This is a genomic window from Acinetobacter sp. EKM10A (assembly GCF_011075215.1).
Classification (GTDB): Bacteria; Pseudomonadota; Gammaproteobacteria; order Pseudomonadales; family Moraxellaceae; genus Acinetobacter; species Acinetobacter baumannii.
In genome coordinates, this window is sequence record NZ_JAALLK010000002.1 from 280,207 (window position 1) to 297,810 (window position 17,604).

Sequence of the window (17,604 nt, forward strand, 5' to 3'; positions counted from 1 at the left end):
TAATAAGTATAATCAATGAATAATATCAAATTAAGTACAAAACTTAAGACGCATACAAGCTAAAAAATTTAAAAATTACTCTACAACATATTGAAACTTATAAAAATTAAAGAATTTAACTTATCCATAAGCTTAACTTATACTAAAAGACAATCTTTAATTTTTTAAAATTTATATTGAACCAGTGCCTCAATAAATTGAGCAGAAATATTTGAAATTTCAAAGTTCTTTTTATAAACAATTCCTACTGTTTTATGAATGGCTTCGTCTTTTAAATCAATCAGTACGTTATGTTCTTTATCAATGTGTTTAGCAAAATGCCTTGGAATTGCACTTACCCCAATTCCATAAGCAACGAAACTTGAAAGTGATGAAATTTGATGACATTCGACTTTTAAATCGAGCGTTATATTATTTCTTAGACAATTCTGTTCAACTAAATATCGAACAATTGAGGGTTTTTGCAAGGTTACAAATGGATTTGAACAAAGCTCATGCCATGTAATAGAAGATGATTGAGCGAGTGGGTGACTCTTAGGTAATAGAGCTAAGAAGTCTTCTTCAAACAACGGTTTAAACTCTAAACCTTCGGTGAGATCAGGTTCAAAACAAATACCAAGCTCAAAAATACCGTCTTGTACTTTTTCTATAATGGTCTCATTTGGAATATCGTGAATTGAAAAATTAAGATTGGGATGGACTGCTAAAAATTGATGAATCACCTCTGGCAAAATTGCATGGGTCACAAAGGGCATTGAGGCAATACTTAATGTTCCGCGATTGAGTTTAAAGCGCTGTTTAACATCGTTCTCCATTTCATCCCAGTTGGCGAGTAGTTTTTTTGCATAGGGAATGAGGGATTTACCTTCTTGGGTAAGCTCAACACGGCGTGTATTACGGTTAAATAATTTACCGCCTAATTCTTCTTCTAAACTTTTGATGGTAAGACTTAAGGCAGATTGGCTTAGATGTAGCTCTAAAGAAGCATTGGCATAGTTGAGTGTACGCGCAAGGGCCAAAAAAGCTTTTAGTTGTTTAAGCGTCATTTCTTTCCTTTAAATTACTCAACTTACCTAGAAGAGTAATTTATACGAAAATTTGCCTAATATGATGTTTTTTGACAAAAAATATGAAAAAGAATAATCATTACCTTACTTAATAAAGTACAGGCAATGAGTGTGAAAATATTGAACTACTTTAGTAAGTTGTCCCAACAAAAGTCATCTCTATTATTTGCAAAATATATGAACATGCCAATTACATGGAAAAACAAATAACCTAGCCAAATTTTTTGAGGGGCAACTTTCAAACCCTCTAATAATATAGTTACAGAATAGATAGTGATCATAAACGTGAAAAAGATAATATAGGTCGTACTTACTATCAATTTATGTTTTGGTGCTAATTGAGCAATTTTATATCCAATCAAAATTTGCATCCCCCAATTTATAATGAGTGTAATTATAGTCAAAAGTAATTTTGGTGCATTTAAGCTTTCTAAGGAAACCTGTTCGATTAGGAAAATAGTTTGCCACAGTACAAACATACCAAGAGGATACAAGACAAATTTAAGCCACATAGTTTTTCATTTTCTTATAAATATTTATCTGGGTATTCTATTGAATTATAAAAATAAAATAAATACTATTGTGCAAAAAATATATCTACATGCAAAGTCGCCCTTATTTCAATTAAAATATTTGTGAAGTTTAAATTCTTTAGAACTTAATTTAAAAGATAAATGAAATTGTGCAAAGGTAAAATTGATGAATAAAAATGTTCTTGGCTTAGTATTGATACCATTTATATTGAGTGGTTGCGTCAAAAAAGCAGAAGAGAAAACTACAGAGAAAATAGAAAAAACACCAACTACAAAGGTGAAAGAACCGCCTCCAAAAGAAGAGAATGTTATTCCTGCCATGATAGTGCGCAATTTTGTTGTGAAGTTTGAACAGCCCAAAATTTGTGGGCCTAATCCAGATGTTGAGGGGATTGTATGTACTTCTAAAGAAGCTATTGCGCTTAAAAGTAATATTAATTGGATTGATCAAATAATTGATAAAGAAATCCGTAAAGATTATGCAGATGCTCTTACCCCTCCATCAGAAAAGCAAAAACAATTAAATCAAACCCAAGCTGAAGGTCTTAATAATTGGTCAGATAGTGTAGTTTATCGCTTTAATGGACAGTTTGGTCAATATGTGCAACTTTCAAAAGTTAGCTCGGAATATTCTGGTGGAGCACATGGCATATCCACTTTTGAAGATTATGTTTTTGACTTAAAAAGTAAAAAACGGATTGGATTAAAAGATATTGTAGTCACTGGAAAAATGAATGCACTTAAAGACGAATTGTGGAAACAATATGAATATTGGTGTCAAGAAAAAGATATGGAACCCTATATTAGTAAAGAAGATTTTAAAGTAAGTGAAAATTTCTACATCAATCAATCAGGTGGTATTACATTTGATTTTCAGCTTTACGAATTAGCTCCATATGTCTTAGGTCCCGTGAGTTTAGAGCTACATGATACAGACCAACTGATAAAACCTGAGTTTTTACCACCAAGGCCTGTTTTAAAAACAGAAGTGTAGGAATTCATAATAGTTTGTAAATTGATGAAACCACCTTCGGGTGGTTTTTATTATTCTTAACTGTTAAATTTAACTCATTATTAAAGTGGATAATATCATGAAAAAGATTATTTTTTTAGGATTAGTTTTGAGTTTAATTGGGTGTTCAACAAGTCCTGTTGTTTCAAATACAGCGAAACCAATACCTAATGAGAGAGTGTATAATCAGAACTATTTAAAGAAACACACTCCTGAACAAGCAAAAGTTACGTTCTTAAGAGATAAAGGTTTTTTGGGTTCTGGCTGTACTCATGATATTTATGTTAATAATGAAAAGGTATTTTCAATTCGCTCAAATGAAATAGCTACAATTTATCTTGAGCCTAAATATTATATTTTTAGATTAGAAACTGGTGCAGGGATGTGTCCTAATATTGCAACTTCTCAAGAAACAGAAGTCAAACCTGGGGCAGAGATCGAATATCGAATCTTACTTCCATCTGACTTTAACTTAAGACTAACTCGAATGAAGTAAGAGATTAAAAATCTCTACGCCAATGAGTTAATTAAAGTTAATATTCATTAAGTTTTGATTAAACCCACTCATTATTAAGTGGGTTTTTTCTTAATTGAACTAAGAATCATTAACTGCTTTAAAATTATTATTACGGAATATTTTTGGTGAAAATTCCTATAAATAAAATTTTCTTTATCGTCAGATCAAGCAGCTGTGTCCTGTGGGTACAATCAGTTACTCGTTTTTTAAGTCCAGAAGGAGTTCTCACTGGTTTAACGGTTACACCATGGTTACGTACGCTAAATTAATAATTTTACACTAGACAAAGTTTTGAAAAGCTCACTTTCGGGAGCTTCTCTATTAATTAAAATTAGTTAAAGAAAGTTTTGATCACGAATATCTTAATTTGGTTTTCTTTGTCAAAATCTTAATAATCTTAAAGACCTGATTATTCAGCTTTATTTTTTGATGGACGGTTGCACTGTCGAGTTGATCCCACAGCTCAAATGGAAAAAACTCTGAGCTATGATCAAATACCCATAACCATTGGTAGCTATGGTTCAGTGTATGAGTATCAAAACGAACATCTTGAACTTTGACAATCTTAAGCTGTTTATGGTGTTCGTCTTGAAGAATAATTTCATGGTTCTCCATTAGACCGCCACAAATTAAAAAACAGGTTTTAAGTGTACTTGAAATAAGATTTTCTGGTTAATTGGTTAGGTTGGCATTCATTTACAAAACATTTCTGCTTGTTAAAGTTTGTCATTTTCAAAATGATAATAATCTTTACTCTTGAAATACAAGGTTTTAAGTAGGTTGCATTGTAAGGCTTATATCTAAGTGTCAGAATGCACGTTGACATTTATCTTCGAGTTATCGCTATGAGTTTAATAGGCTTTATGTATGCAAGTAAAACCAATAGTGAACATAGTCAAATAAAACAAGATTTAATTGATATCCTCACAGAAGCAGTCAAATTCAACTCTCAAAATGACATTACTGGTGTGCTTTACTATGGTAATGGATACTTCTTACAATACTTAGAAGGGGAGAAAGAACAAGTTGAGACGCTATTTTATAAATCAATTTTGAAAGATTCGAGACATCAAAACTGCGAAATCATCTTTTTGGAACCGTCCGAACAGCGGTTATTTAAACATTGGAGTATGAAATTTGCGCCTATAAATACCAAAATAAAAGATTTCTTTTTTCATCATCATGTTGATGAGTTTAATCCGTATTTACTTAACACTAATTCAATCCCATCTTTTATTGAATTACTTGTAGATCAACCCAATTTGAAAGCGGATCAATATCAAGTTTAACCAAAAATATATTTTTTGATTGGATATAGATCCAAAAAGAAAATGTTGAAGGTGATGATATTAAAGTTTCTAAAAAAGCCCTGCACAATCAGGGCTTTTAAATTTATATTAAATATAAATAGTACTATTTTACATTTACGGCTTACTACTAACTAATGATTTTTCAAATGCCATTTCTGCATCTTTTACAATAACAGAAAGTTTTTCTGGTTGAATAAATGCATTAACTTGACCTGCATCTTTGCGTGCTTTATTTCCCATAACATCTGCAACTTCTGGATGGCTAGTAAGCACAATGTCTGCCTTCATATTTTTTAAACGCTTAAAACTCTGACGATAATCTTCTACAATATTTGGATATTGATGATTATTTTGTAAAACATTGCCAGCAACAGAGAGACTGCAAGGGAAAACAACATTTAGGTTTTTACCATTAGATTTAACTTCAGTTGACCAAGTTGTACAACCCGGAGTATGGCCTGGGGTAAGAGTAGCTTTTAGTTTTAATTTCCCTAGTTTAACTACTTCTCCATCGTGAATGACTTTATCAACTTTAACTGGAGTAAAAGGAATACTTTGGAAGGTGTTTTCACCTATTGGTTTTCCTATTTCTAAAGCTCGAACATCCTGCTGCATAGCAATTAATTTGGCGCCAGTGTCTTGTTTAATGCGGGCCAGTGCACCTACATGGTCCCAATGAGCATGGCTTGTAACCATAATTTTTACATCTGATAACTTAAAACCCAATTTTTTAATATTCTGCTCTATTTGCTCTGTATTTTCCGGAAGACCTGTATCTATCAATAAAGCTTGATGATCAGAGGTCAATAAATAGGTTCCAAGACCGTGAGTACCTACATAGTATATATTTTCAGTAATTTGGAATGGCTGAGTATTTTGTGTCCAGTCATCAGGTAACTTTAATGGTGTAGCTGAGGCAGATAGAGAAGTCAGCAATATACTTCCTGTAAACAATATCTTTTTCTTCATCTTTATTGGACTCGTAGGTTGGTCGCAGTAATTAAAGTTTTATATTTTAACGCCTTTGCTATAATTAGACCCTAATTTATTCATAAAAAAATATGACCATTCATTAAATTTTTATGTGTTTATGTTTGTTTTTCATTCATTCTTACTGATAAGTCATTTCAGAACCAGTCTCTTTAAAAAGCCTTTGGCTCAATCTATAAATAGCTCTCAAAAAACTCAAATTAATAAATTAGTAAAGACTAGTTTTTAATGTAGGGAGGATAGCGATTTGATGTTTAAGATACAGCTTTCTCACTATTTTCTTAAGATTAAATTATGAATATCTACTAAATTATTTTAAAAAATATATTATTTAATTGTCTTTACTAAATAATATGAAATTATTAATTTAATTTACTCAATAATTAATAAGTTTTATAAATTAATAATGGCTTTTAAATAATTTGTTTTACCAAGAAATTTATATAAATAACTGTATTTTATTGATATTTTAAAATTTAAATAAATTACATTGTTTTTAAATATTTTAGTGATATTTTATTTTTAAGCTCATTTATCTATTACCAATCGTAGATATTGTGATTTTTATCATTATAGGTTTGGGATAACCTAAATATCTTTTGGTAATTTTATTGAACCTAATATCTATTCTTTAGGGAGAAAGAATATATGTGGGAATTATTTGTAATTCTACTTTCGCTTGGGCTGTTGATGTATACAGCTTACAAGGGCTTTTCTGTCATTCTCATGGCACCAATTTGTGCCTTACTTGCTGTTTTACTCATTAACCCAGCCAATGTCTTACCATTTTATTCGGGTGTATTTATGCCCAAAATGGTGAACTTTATTAAAGATTACTTTCTTGTGTTTTTGCTCGGGGCAATTTTCGGTAAAGTTGTTGAAATGTCAGGAATTGCTGAGTCTATTGCACGAACCATTGTGAGATGGATTGGGGCAAAAAAAGCAATTTTAACGGTTGTATTACTAGGTGCAATTTTAACCTATAGCGGTGTAAGTTTATTTGTTGCTGTATTTGCAATTTATCCCTTTGCAAACCAGCTTTTTAGACAAGCGAATATTCCAAAACGTTTAATTCCAGGAACCATTGCGCTGGGTGCATTTACATTTACTATGGATGCTTTGCCTGGTACACCGCAAATTCAAAATGTAATTCCAACTACATTCTTTGGCACCAATATTTATGCCGCACCATTTCTAGGAATTATTGGTGCTATTTTTGTTCTATGCATGGGTTTGGCTTACTTAGAATGGCGTCGCCGAGCTGCTGCAAAAGCTGGCGAAGGTTTCTCGGGTTTTGGCGTAGACAATACACCATCTCAAGAAATTGAAGCCGATATGAACTTGCAAAATAATGGAAGTACGGCTCGTCAGTTTTTAGCGTTTGTGCCTCTCATTCTTGTTGCCGTAATGAACAAATATTTGTCTAAAGCAATCAAAGAGTGGTATCCAAATGGTTTTGATTTTGCCGCAGTTGGATTAGCGGATTACACCGTAGACGTTGCAAAAACTGGTGCGATCTGGGCAGTTGGTCTTGCGCTGATTGTCGGAATTATTACTGCAATTTTATTTGATTACCAACGTGTCGTGACGAATTTTAAAGAGGGCATTAATGCCAGTATTGGTGGCTCACTTTTAGCAGTAATGAATACGGCCTCTGAGTATGGTTTCGGTGCAATTATTGCGTCATTACCGGGCTTTGCCATGATTAGTCATGCAATGAGCAGTACTTTTACGAATCCTTTAGTGAATGGGGCTGTGACCACAACCGTATTAGCAGGTATTACCGGTTCAGCTTCTGGTGGTATGAGTATCGCTTTAAGTGCGATGGCTGAACACTATAATGCCGCGATTTTAGCCGCGGGTATTCCACCAGAAGTCATGCACCGTGTAGTTGCGATGGCGTCAGGCGGTATGGATACGCTTCCGCATAATGGTGCTGTCATCACTTTACTCGCCGTTACAGGCTTAACTCATAAACAATCGTATAAAGATATTTTTGCAGTCACAGTAATTAAGACATTAGCGGTATTTGTGGCGATTACGGTCTTTACCGTAACGGGTATTGTTTAAATCAGCATGTTATAAGTATTAAGGAGTAAATAAATGACAAAACTTTTAGACGGTAAGGTCGCTTTTATTACAGGTTCTGCAAGTGGTATCGGTCTAGAGATTGCTAAGAAATTTGCTCAAGAAGGTGCCAAAGTTGTCATTTCTGACATGAATGCTGAAAAGTGCCAAGAAACGGCGAACTCACTTAAAGAGCAAGGTTTTGATGCATTATCTGCACCATGTGATGTAACTGATGAAGATGCTTATAAACAAGCCATTGAGCTTACTCAAAAGAACTTTGGTACGGTTGATATCTTAATTAATAATGCTGGTTTCCAACATGTTGCGCCTATTGAAGAATTTCCAACGGCTGTTTTTCAAAAGTTAGTTCAAGTCATGTTAACTGGGGCATTTATTGGTATTAAACATGTTTTTCCAATCATGAAAGCTCAAAAATATGGTCGTATTATTAATATGGCTTCAATTAATGGCTTGATTGGTTTCGCTGGAAAGGCAGGTTATAACAGCGCTAAACATGGCGTAATTGGTCTAACAAAAGTTGCCGCATTAGAATGTGCACGTGATGGTATTACGGTAAATGCTTTATGTCCGGGGTATGTAGATACACCATTGGTTCGTGGGCAAATTGCAGACTTGGCTAAAACCCGTAATGTAAGTTTAGACAGCGCACTTGAAGATGTTATCTTGGCAATGGTTCCTCAAAAGCGTTTACTCTCTGTTGAAGAAATTGCTGACTATGCGATTTTCCTTGCGAGTAGCAAAGCAGGTGGGGTAACAGGCCAAGCTGTCGTGATGGATGGCGGTTATACGGCCCAATAATTTAATTGTTTTATAAAAGCCGCTTATTCTATATAAGCGGTTTTTTATTCGTTAAAAATTTATGATTATCTACTGTTCAAAATAATGCTTTATCTCTACTATAAGTTGTTATAAAAAACTAAGAAAATAAGTTCGTTAGGGTATAAATTTATACTTTAAAGGTATTTAACTTATTTCCATTTTTAAAATTTAATAGAGTATGAGAAAGTAATATTTACGCTATTTCCTGATTAGATATTTTCAGGAAAACTCGTCAATTAAAGGGTATTAATTGGCATACAAGTTGCTTTTTTAGCAATAAGTTTTAGCTAGGTGAAAAGGATATGATATCACTCAGCCAACAGATGGAACTCAATCATTATTCACGCAAAGCTGAATTTGCGCAGAATCTGATGTCCACAATTTGTGGTGAACACCGTCTAGACACAATTTACAAAGATAATCTCGATTTCCACTATGACGGAATGCGTTTGCCCAATAAAAAAATGGCAATCGGCACAATCAGTTATGGTGCAAACGTCGCTATCAACATCTCAAATTTAAAAGCTTATAGCATTAGTTTACCTATACAGGGACGACAAGCTCTCAACATTCGTGGTGCACATTATCAATCTGATGAAAACAGAGGCCTAATTGTTTCAAATAATGATCAACAAGATCTGATTATCGATAAAGACTGTAGAAAATTTCAGGTGGTTATTCCTGAGCGAAGTATGCAGATTGTCCTTGCAGATTTACTGAATAAACCTATAGAAACGCCTATCATTTTTAACCCTGAAATGCACTTAGACTCTGAGCAACTGATTGGAGCGTGGTGGAAGAATATTCAGAATTTTTTACAGCTAAAATCGCAATATAGCAATTTTTATGGTTTGCAGATGTTATCTGAAGACTATGAAAATTTTGTAATTAAAGCCTTACTATTATCTCAAGAAAACAACTACTCTAAAGCTTTAAAGTCACTCTCACATCAAGATGAGCCAGCTTATATTCGAAAGGTTCGTAATTTTATTATTGAACATGCTCACGAAGAAATCTGTGCAGAAGACTTGCAGCGTTTGGCTGGGGTTTCAAAATCAAAATTGTATGATGAATTTCAACAATACTACGGCACCAGCCCAATGTCGTATTTGAAAAAATATCGTCTTCAACAAATTTACAAAATCTTGAGCACTACAGGAGCAGATAAAAAGGTTTCTATTTCAAAGCTTGCGTATGACTGGGGCTTTAACCATTTAAGCCGTTTTTCTCAAGAATATCGTGAAGAATTTGGAGAAAACCCAAGTGAGACCAAAGGCAAAATTTTCTGATATTTAATTTTCCAAATAAAAAACTGATTTAGGCAACTAAATCAGTTTTTTATTTATCGATTAATATTTATAGACTTTCTTCGAATTTTAACACTTGTTTGTGTTTAGATTTCTCATAAATTACTTTTAGGCTAAGTGCAATAAATGAGATGAAGGTTGGTATTGCTAGAATAAAGAAAATACCGCTTAAGCTTAGGTTGAAAGTGAAAATGAGTGAGCCAAAGAAAGCGCCTAAAATTGCACCGATACGACCGATGCCATGCATCCATGAAACTCCAACCGCGCGGCATACTGCTGGATAGAACATAGCCGCAAGTGGCAGTAATGAAGACTGCGCACCAGCGAGTAAAGCACCAATTAAGAAAATAGTAAGACCCAATAAGAAAATATTTGAGCTCACCAAACCTGCAACAATGAATAGGACGAAAGCAATCAGATATGAATATTTAATGACTGTAGTTGGGTTCAGTTTATCCATGTACCATCCCATAATGGTTGCGCCAATTACACCACCAAAAGGGAAAATCGCGGCAATTAAACTAAACTGTTGGGTACTGAAACCTGCTGTTTTTAAAATCGTTGGCATCCAGCTTGTTAAAAGATAGAACACCAAAAGACTAGTAAAACAGCAGAGCCAAAGCATGCTTGAACCCCAAAGATATTTTCCTAAAACTACTTTAACCGGATTTTCATCCGATGCAGTTTCTGCTTGAGTTAAAACAAGTTTTACAGGCTCTTGAAAAGAATGACCTTGAATGTTTTCTAAGATACGCTGTGCTTTATCTTGTTGATGACGTGTAATTAAGTATTGCGTTGATTCAGGTAATTTAAGTAATAAAGCAACCACTAAAATTAGGGGAATACTCCCGCCAATAATAATAACCTTAGCCCAGCCATAGCTTTCTAATAGATAAGCTGACAGCACACCACCACAAGAAATACCCAGCATAAATCCACAGCCAGCAAGACCTGTAAGAAATGCTTTACGTTTTACAGGCATATATTCTGAGACAATAGTACTGATGTTTGGCATGGCCGCGCCTAGACCTACACCTGTAATAAAGCGATAAATCATTAAGTCTTGAGTTGAATTGGCAAAGCCACACAAAATGGTAAATATAGAAAACAAAAGGCTTGTAAAAACAATAACACCTTTACGGCCAAATTTATCGGCTAAGGGTCCCGAAATGATTGCACCAATTGACATACCAACTAAGGCTGCACTTAAAACTGGTGCAAGTTGAGGCTTGGTAATTCCCCAGTCATCTAGTAATGCCGGAGCAACAAAACCAATAATTCCTGTGTCTAGACCATCACAGAAAAAGACAAAAAAGCCTAGAATAAAAACCACCCACTGTAAGGGAGACAGTTTTTCGCGATTGATAATCGTATTCGCATCTATCGTTTTCATATGTATTCCTTCTTAAAATTATTTAATTCCCTGAGTAATTCAATGTATTCGTTACAAAACCTGTATCTTTGATTGAACTATTTTTAGCCAGTCTTCACTATCCAATAAGTCCTAATCTTCATCCATATTTTCCAAATTAGATAAAAAGCAGTAATTTAATTTTTTAATTTAAGTTTTTGAAATATAGATGTTTCTTTGTTTTTAATTTTTATCCAGTTTGATTGATTTTGATAATTGCGCAGAGATTGGATAATGCTTGCAGCTTTTGGACAGTCTAAAAAAAATTTCAGATAGAAGATAAAGCCATAACAATGTCAGGAGTTGACACTATGGCTGGTCAAACCATTCAAATTAAAACTGCATCTGGAAAGCAGTTCAGTGCATATCTAGCGACGCCAGAAACAGGAAAAGGACCTGGAGTGGTGCTTTGTCAGGAAATCTTTGGGGTGAATGCAGCAATGCGGGAAAAGGCAGATTTTCTTGCAGAAGAAGGCTATACCGTTTTAGTACCTGATTTATTTTGGCGTGTAGCACCTAATATTGAACTGGGTTACACACCAGAAGATTTTCAAAAAGCTTTTGAACTTTATCAGCAATATGACGAAAACCTCGGTGTTGAAGATATTCAAGACAGCTTAGCTTTTTTAAAGACACGACCAGAATGTGATACCTCTACAGGTCTCGGCGTGGTGGGCTATTGTTTAGGTGGAAAGCTAGCTTACTTGGCAGGCTGTCGACTTTCTGAAGTAGCATGTGCCGTAGGTTATTACGGTGTAGGTATTGAAAAAGCCTTAGATGAGTTAGCTAACGTAAAAGGGCGTTTGGTTTTACATATTGCAGAACTGGACCAATTTACACCGCCAGATGCGAGACAAGCGATTGTCGATGCAGCTAATCAATATTCAAATGTACAAGCTTATGTTTACGAAGGCGTTGATCATGCCTTTGCACGACCAAAAAGCAACCATTACCACAAACCTTCAGCACGCTTTGCTCACGAGCGTACAGTAACAGCTCTACATGAAACGATTGGACCGAAATATGACCTAGTCGCACTCTGGGAAGAGCATATCCGTCATGAGTTCGATACGCGTGACGTCCCCGCAACTATGGCAACAATGGTCGCAGAACCTTATGTCAACCATATTCCAACGTTAACTGGTGGGGTAGGCCAAAGCCAGCTTGCTCGTTTTTATCAGTATCACTTTGTTCATCAAAACCCAAAAGATATGAAGATCACTTCAATCTCTCGTACGGTTGGCTCAACGCAAGTGGTAGACGAGTTCATTATGAGCTTTACCCACGACGCTGAAATTGACTGGTTATTACCGGGTGTAAAACCGACTGGTAAATATGTCGAAATTCCAATGTTAGGTGTAATTCAGTTCAGAGGTTCAAAGCTGTGCCATGAGCATATTTACTGGGACCAAGCATCGGTGCTCGTTCAAATTGGTTTATTAGACCCAACAGGCTTACCAGTTGCAGGTGTCGAGACAGCGCGAAAACTTCTTGATGAAGATCTTCCTTCCAATACTTTGATGCCATCTTGGTCAAGTAGTGAAGGCAAGCCAGTTAGTTAAGGAGGATCTGCAATGAATATAGATTTAAAAGGAAAAGTTGCTGTGGTGAGCGGCGGTGCAACACTGATTGGTAAAGCTGTTGTGCAAGCCCTAGTCAGTGCAGGTGCTCATGTCGCTATCTTAGATATTGATGCCAAAGGTAAGGCGATTGCCGAAAGCTTTAACCATGACGTGATGTTTATTCAAACCGATTTAACCAGCGATGCGGCTATTCAACAAGCTGTGGCGGATATTCACCAACATTTAGGTGAAGTGAGTTACTTGGTCAATCTGGCATGTACCTACTTAGATGATGGTTTTAAATCCTCACGTCAGGACTGGTTACAAGCACTCGATCTTAATTTGGTCTCTAGCGTTGAGCTGAGCCGTGCTTTATACAATGACCTAAAAAAGCAACAAGGTTCAATTGTTAACTTTACTTCCATTTCAGCCAAAGTGGCACAAACAGGACGCTGGTTATATCCGGTTTCTAAGGCCGCGATACGTCAACTCACACAAAGCATGGCAATGGATTTTGCTGCCGATGGTATTCGCGTCAATTCGGTTTCTCCGGGTTGGACATGGTCTCGTGTCATTGCAGAAGTCAGCGGTAATAACCGTGAAAAAGCCGATAGCGTGGCAGCGGATTATCACTTGCTAGGCCGATTGGGTCATCCAGAAGAAGTCGCCAATGTTGTTTTGTTTTTATTGTCACCTGCTGCGAGCTTTGTCACCGGAGCAGATTATGCGGTCGATGGCGGATATTCAGTAATGGGTCCTGAAGGATCACAGCCCGCTATTCCACGTTTAGCCGAATAGCACAGCGTTTTAAAAGTACATTTAGAAAATTATGGAGAATATTATGCGCCGTATTGCAATTGTTGGAGCAGGACAGTCTGGTTTACAGCTTGGTTTAGGGTTATTAGATACAGGTTACGACGTAACCATGATTACCAACCGAACTGCCGATGAAATTCGTCAAGGTAAAGTCATGTCAAGCCAGTGTATGTTTCATACCGCTTTACAAACTGAACGTGACTTGGGACTAAATTTTTGGGAAGAACAATGTCCAGCAGTAGAAGGTATTGGGCTAGCTTTAGTTAATCCTGAAAATGGTGCTAAAGCATTTGAATGGAGTGCTCGTCTTGAGCGCTACGCACAATCGGTCGATCAACGCGTCAAAATGCCATATTGGATGGAAGAGTTCGAACGCCGTGGCGGTCAATTGGTGATTCAGGATGCGGGTATAGAAGAGTTGGAACAACTCGCAAACGATTATGAGCTTGTATTACTCGCGGCTGGTAAAGGTGAGGTTGTTAAGCAATTTGAGCGTGATGGTGCACGTAGTGTTTTTGATAAACCGCAGCGCGCTTTGGCTTTGACCTACGTCAAAAACATGAAGCCAATTTCACCTTATTCACGTGTGACTTTTAACATTATTACTGAAGTCGGGGAATACTTTTCATTTCCGGCACTAACCATCAATGGGCCTTGCGACATTATGGTGTTTGAAGGTATTCCAAATGGACCAATGGACTGCTGGCAAGATGTCAAAACACCTGAACAACACCTGCAATGCAGTCTGGATTTACTCAAGAAATTTGTGCCTTGGGAATATGAACGCTGCGCAAATGTTGAATTAACTGATGCTGGCGGTTATTTGGCAGGGCGTTTCCCGCCGACGGTACGTAAGCCCGTTTTAACCTTACCGTCTGGCAAAAAGATTTTTGGCATGGCAGATGCCTTAGTGGTCAATGATCCAATTACCGGTCAAGGCTCAAACAATGCGGCTAAGTGTAGCAAGATCTATTTTGATGCCATTTTAGCCAATGATAATCAAAGCTTTAGCGAACAATGGATGGTTCAAACTTTTGAACGCTATTGGGCTTATGCAGAAAAAGTCGTGGCTTGGACCAATAGCTTGTTATTACCACCAGAGCCTCATGTCGTTGAACTCCTAGCAGCTGCAAGCCAAAACCAGAGCATTGCTTCAATTATGGCCAATAACTTTGATGACCCGCGCGCCTTTGCTCCGTGGTGGTTTGATGCAGATCAAGCTCAGGCATTCTTAGCTTCAAAAAACACAGCAAAAGTCGCTTAAGGTCAAAATATCAAAGGAAGATTTAAAAATGGACACAATTGAAACTTTAGCTTTACAAGCGATTAATGCCGAAAACCCAAGAGAAATTCGTAACTTGCTTGGTCAGTTTGCAACTGGCGTTACCGTGATTACAACTCGTGGTAAAGATGGCCGGAAAATAGGTATGACAGCCAATTCATTTTCATCTCTGTCTTTAGATCCGCCATTAATTTTATGGAGCCTTTCAAAAACGGCGCCAAGTTTGCCTGATTTTGTAGAAGCTGAATATTTTGCTATTCACATGTTGGCACAAGAGCATCATCAGCTTTCGGGACATTTTGCTCGAGGTGCGGAAGATAAATTTGCAGGCATTGCCCATCAGCAATGCAATGCAGGCGTTCCAATTTTGACGGATGCACTCACAACCTTGGTTTGCCGCAATGTAAATCAGTATGAAGGCGGAGATCACCTGATTTTTATTGGTCAAATTGAACAATACCAACAACGCCAAGGTGAACCATTGGTATTTCACGCAGGAAAGTATCGGATTGCCGCTGAGCATCCAGAATTAGCACATTAATTCACCACAATCACGATCAATCCGGTCGTGATTTTTTTATAGGAAATAAGAAGATGAAAAGCACTTTAATTAAACATGGCTTTTTAGCAGGGACATTATTAGGTTTGCCGTGGGTTACATATGCCTATGATTTACCGACCGTAAATTTAGGCATGACTAGCTTTCTCGATGGTGGATTACCTGCAGGGCCCGGCTGGTATGCTCAAACCTATTTTCAAAATTACGATAGCAATAAACTGGTCGATGCCAATGGGCAAAAACTGGGTTTACCTAAAACAGATTTAAATTATCAAGTACTGGTTGAACAGATTAGTTATTTATCAAATGTTCGAGTAAAAGATAAAGCCAGTTTAGGCATGAATTTTTTAATTCCTTTTGTCAGCAAAATGGACATGGATGATGGCTTGAATAATGCTGCAATTAAAGCCCAAAGCGGCTTTGGGGACATTATGATCGGACCTTTTATTCAGTTTGATCCAGTTATAGGTGCACAAGGACCGAAGTTTGTACATCGTTTTGAGTTTCAAGTGAATTTACCTACTGGCGAATACAATCAACAAAAAGATATTAACCCAAGTAATAACGCCGTTTCATTTGACCCTTATTGGGCTGCCACATATTGGTTTAATCCAAAATGGACAGCTTCAACGCGTATCCATTATCTCTATAACTTTAAAAATGATGACCCAAGCTATGCCTTTGCTGGAGCAAATGATATGCAGGCAGGGCAAGCAATCCATGCAAACTTTGCAACAGACTATGCTATTACCGAACAGTTCCGCTTGGGACTAAATGGCTATTGGTTAAAACAAGTCACTGACACTGAAGTGGATGGTGAAAAAGTCAAAGGTCGACGTGAGCAAGTTTGGGCAATTGGTCCGGGTGCGATGTATAGTTTTTCTAAAAATGATCACTTGGTTGCAAATGCTTATTTTGAGCAAGATACTGAAAACCGACCAGAAGGTACGCGATTACAAGTTCGTTATGTCCATCATTTTTAAGTCATAAAAAAAAGCCTTTTATATCAACAAATATAAAAGGCTTTTATCTATTTTTTAATTTAAGAAAAAATTGAAGTAATTAAGCCTGAGCCTTCACTCTGTCCAGATCGGCGAGTAGACGAAGGTAACTCACCATAACGGCGTTTGTACTCTTGTGAAAAACGGCCTAAATGGGTAAATCCCCATTTAAATGCAACGTCAGTGACAGATAGATGTTCATTGTGCATGAGCTCTAAATGGGCTTGTTCAAAACGTAATTCTTTTAAATAAGACATTGGGGTTGTCCCCAAATAATTTTTAAAACCAGTAAATAGGGTTCTTACGCTCACGCCTGCATGCTCGGCCAGAATTTCGACATTAAGCGGCTCATGCAAGTGTTCTTTAATATAGGCTTCTGTACGCTTCACGAAATAAGGAGATACCGTTTTTTCTTTATAATGATCAAGCTTATGTAATGCATTGTTGGGCTGACCATAAATCAATGCATTAAATAGATTTGACTCAAATTGTTTAAAGGCTAATGGATGATGGAGCGGGTGCTGATCACATGCTAAAGCATCCATCAATGTTCTAACGAGCTGTAAAAAATAGGCTCCACCTTGGGTAGAAAAATCTAATTTAGGGTCAAAAACGAGTAAGTTATTCTCTGAATCCGCAATGTGTTGACGGCAATGGTAAGTAAAATCATCCTTTGACACTTTTAGAATAAGCTGGGGTGAGTTCGCATGCCAGCGCATACGTAAAGATTGTTGAGGAGAAATAAGAGAAGCAACTTGAGAATAAGAAATAAACTTTTGTGAACCAAACTCGATTTCTGCATAGCCCTGAGTTGGAATTTGAATTAGGTAAAAGTTATCCAGATGATCTGGTTCAATAATGACATCTGCGCCATATTCCAAGCGGCTAATAGACAATGCGCCTGTTTTAACATGGTGCATTGTTGCACTGAAATCTCGCTTCTGATGAGAGATTTTAAGATCATGTGGTTTAAAAATTTGGCCTACATTTCGGCAGATTTCGCTTAAATCGTGGTGATCAAACACCAGATTATGATTGGTAAAGATAGACTCATTTTGAAAATGACGCCCACTGAGTTCTGGGGAGTTGGCTTGGTTCATATTTATCCCTTTTGGCTCACTCCTGTATTTACTTGTATTGCGAAAGCTTTAAAACTTCGCTGCACAGCAAGTAAATACGGCACTTAAAAAATTAAGTTACTCGCAAATTACAATGAGATATAAGCAAGATATAGACCAATCTAACCGCTAGTTATTGTGATTTTCTCAAATTTTTAAGTCGGATTTTGACTATCAATTTAATACATTCGAGAAATAGAATAGGGGGA

The 17,604-nt window shown here is 36.5% G+C and carries 17 protein-coding genes; 11 read left to right on the plus strand and 6 right to left on the minus strand.

Features of this window, described 5'->3' with window-relative positions:
• Window positions 1-164: 164 nt before the first annotated feature.
• Both G9371_RS04190 and G9371_RS19180 read right to left on the minus strand, forming a co-directional pair.
• Complete coding sequence (locus G9371_RS04190) at window positions 165-1,046, minus strand: LysR family transcriptional regulator (RefSeq protein WP_000172956.1); 882 nt, start codon at window positions 1,044-1,046, stop codon at window positions 165-167.
• 146 nt (window positions 1,047-1,192) lie between these two features.
• On the minus strand, window positions 1,193-1,579 hold the full coding sequence (locus G9371_RS19180; RefSeq protein ID WP_029423808.1) for a hypothetical protein: 387 nt from the start codon (window positions 1,577-1,579) through the stop codon (window positions 1,193-1,195).
• A gap of 187 nt (window positions 1,580-1,766) precedes the next feature.
• Here G9371_RS19180 and G9371_RS04200 point away from each other — a divergent pair, with 187 nt between their 5' ends.
• Both G9371_RS04200 and G9371_RS04205 read left to right on the plus strand, forming a co-directional pair.
• Complete coding sequence (locus tag G9371_RS04200) at window positions 1,767-2,594, plus strand: RsiV family protein (RefSeq protein WP_029423809.1); 828 nt, start codon at window positions 1,767-1,769, stop codon at window positions 2,592-2,594.
• 97 nt (window positions 2,595-2,691) lie between these two features.
• Window positions 2,692-3,108: a hypothetical protein gene (locus G9371_RS04205; protein WP_002050243.1), complete on the plus strand. Its 417-nt coding sequence runs from the start codon at window positions 2,692-2,694 to the stop codon at window positions 3,106-3,108.
• A 372-nt stretch (window positions 3,109-3,480) separates the two neighbouring features.
• Here G9371_RS04205 and G9371_RS04210 read toward each other — a convergent pair whose 3' ends face one another.
• Complete coding sequence (locus G9371_RS04210) at window positions 3,481-3,744, minus strand: hypothetical protein (protein WP_002049812.1); 264 nt, start codon at window positions 3,742-3,744, stop codon at window positions 3,481-3,483.
• 230 nt (window positions 3,745-3,974) lie between these two features.
• Between G9371_RS04210 and G9371_RS04215 the strand changes: the two genes are divergently transcribed.
• The gene (locus G9371_RS04215) at window positions 3,975-4,418 is read left to right on the plus strand and encodes a BLUF domain-containing protein (protein ID WP_004708845.1); all 444 of its coding nucleotides are present in this window, start codon (window positions 3,975-3,977) and stop codon (window positions 4,416-4,418) included.
• Between the two features lie 135 nt (window positions 4,419-4,553).
• On the opposite strand, the gene bla is transcribed toward G9371_RS04215, so the two are convergent.
• The gene (bla, locus tag G9371_RS04220; RefSeq protein WP_077932480.1) at window positions 4,554-5,408 is read right to left on the minus strand and encodes a putative subclass B3 metallo-beta-lactamase; all 855 of its coding nucleotides are present in this window, start codon (window positions 5,406-5,408) and stop codon (window positions 4,554-4,556) included.
• A gap of 669 nt (window positions 5,409-6,077) precedes the next feature.
• On the opposite strand from bla, the gene G9371_RS04225 reads away from it, so the two are divergent.
• The 3 genes from G9371_RS04225 to G9371_RS04235 all read left to right on the plus strand — a co-directional run bounded on the left by G9371_RS04225 (window position 6,078) and on the right by G9371_RS04235 (window position 9,628).
• On the plus strand, window positions 6,078-7,499 hold the full coding sequence (locus tag G9371_RS04225) for a GntP family permease (RefSeq protein ID WP_029423811.1): 1,422 nt from the start codon (window positions 6,078-6,080) through the stop codon (window positions 7,497-7,499).
• Window positions 7,500-7,532: 33 nt separating this feature from the next.
• The gene (locus G9371_RS04230) at window positions 7,533-8,318 is read left to right on the plus strand and encodes a 3-hydroxybutyrate dehydrogenase (protein ID WP_029423812.1); all 786 of its coding nucleotides are present in this window, start codon (window positions 7,533-7,535) and stop codon (window positions 8,316-8,318) included.
• A 323-nt stretch (window positions 8,319-8,641) separates the two neighbouring features.
• Window positions 8,642-9,628 (plus strand): AraC family transcriptional regulator, encoded by a 987-nt coding sequence (locus G9371_RS04235; protein ID WP_004713138.1) that lies wholly within the window; start codon window positions 8,642-8,644, stop codon window positions 9,626-9,628.
• A gap of 67 nt (window positions 9,629-9,695) precedes the next feature.
• Here the strand turns inward: G9371_RS04235 and G9371_RS04240 are convergent, their stop codons facing one another.
• The gene (locus G9371_RS04240) at window positions 9,696-11,039 is read right to left on the minus strand and encodes an MFS transporter (protein ID WP_039207553.1); all 1,344 of its coding nucleotides are present in this window, start codon (window positions 11,037-11,039) and stop codon (window positions 9,696-9,698) included.
• A gap of 329 nt (window positions 11,040-11,368) precedes the next feature.
• Between G9371_RS04240 and G9371_RS04245 the strand changes: the two genes are divergently transcribed.
• From G9371_RS04245 to G9371_RS04265, 5 genes are read left to right on the plus strand one after another with little or no spacing between them, the layout of a single operon-like run.
• Window positions 11,369-12,619, plus strand: coding sequence for a dienelactone hydrolase family protein (locus G9371_RS04245; protein WP_029423814.1), 1,251 nt, complete (start codon window positions 11,369-11,371; stop codon window positions 12,617-12,619).
• A 12-nt stretch (window positions 12,620-12,631) separates the two neighbouring features.
• Window positions 12,632-13,417 (plus strand): SDR family oxidoreductase, encoded by a 786-nt coding sequence (locus tag G9371_RS04250; protein WP_029423815.1) that lies wholly within the window; start codon window positions 12,632-12,634, stop codon window positions 13,415-13,417.
• Between the two features lie 43 nt (window positions 13,418-13,460).
• A complete protein-coding gene (locus tag G9371_RS04255; RefSeq protein WP_029423816.1) occupies window positions 13,461-14,699 on the plus strand; it encodes a styrene monooxygenase/indole monooxygenase family protein in 1,239 nt (412 codons plus the stop codon).
• A 28-nt stretch (window positions 14,700-14,727) separates the two neighbouring features.
• Window positions 14,728-15,258 carry a flavin reductase family protein gene (locus G9371_RS04260; protein WP_029423817.1) on the plus strand — a complete coding sequence of 177 codons (531 nt, stop codon included), beginning with the start codon at window positions 14,728-14,730 and terminating at the stop codon, window positions 15,256-15,258.
• 53 nt (window positions 15,259-15,311) lie between these two features.
• The gene (locus tag G9371_RS04265) at window positions 15,312-16,259 is read left to right on the plus strand and encodes a transporter (RefSeq protein ID WP_029423818.1); all 948 of its coding nucleotides are present in this window, start codon (window positions 15,312-15,314) and stop codon (window positions 16,257-16,259) included.
• Window positions 16,260-16,318: 59 nt separating this feature from the next.
• Here G9371_RS04265 and G9371_RS04270 read toward each other — a convergent pair whose 3' ends face one another.
• On the minus strand, window positions 16,319-17,377 hold the full coding sequence (locus G9371_RS04270) for an AraC family transcriptional regulator (RefSeq protein WP_029423819.1): 1,059 nt from the start codon (window positions 17,375-17,377) through the stop codon (window positions 16,319-16,321).
• Window positions 17,378-17,604: the final 227 nt, after the last annotated feature.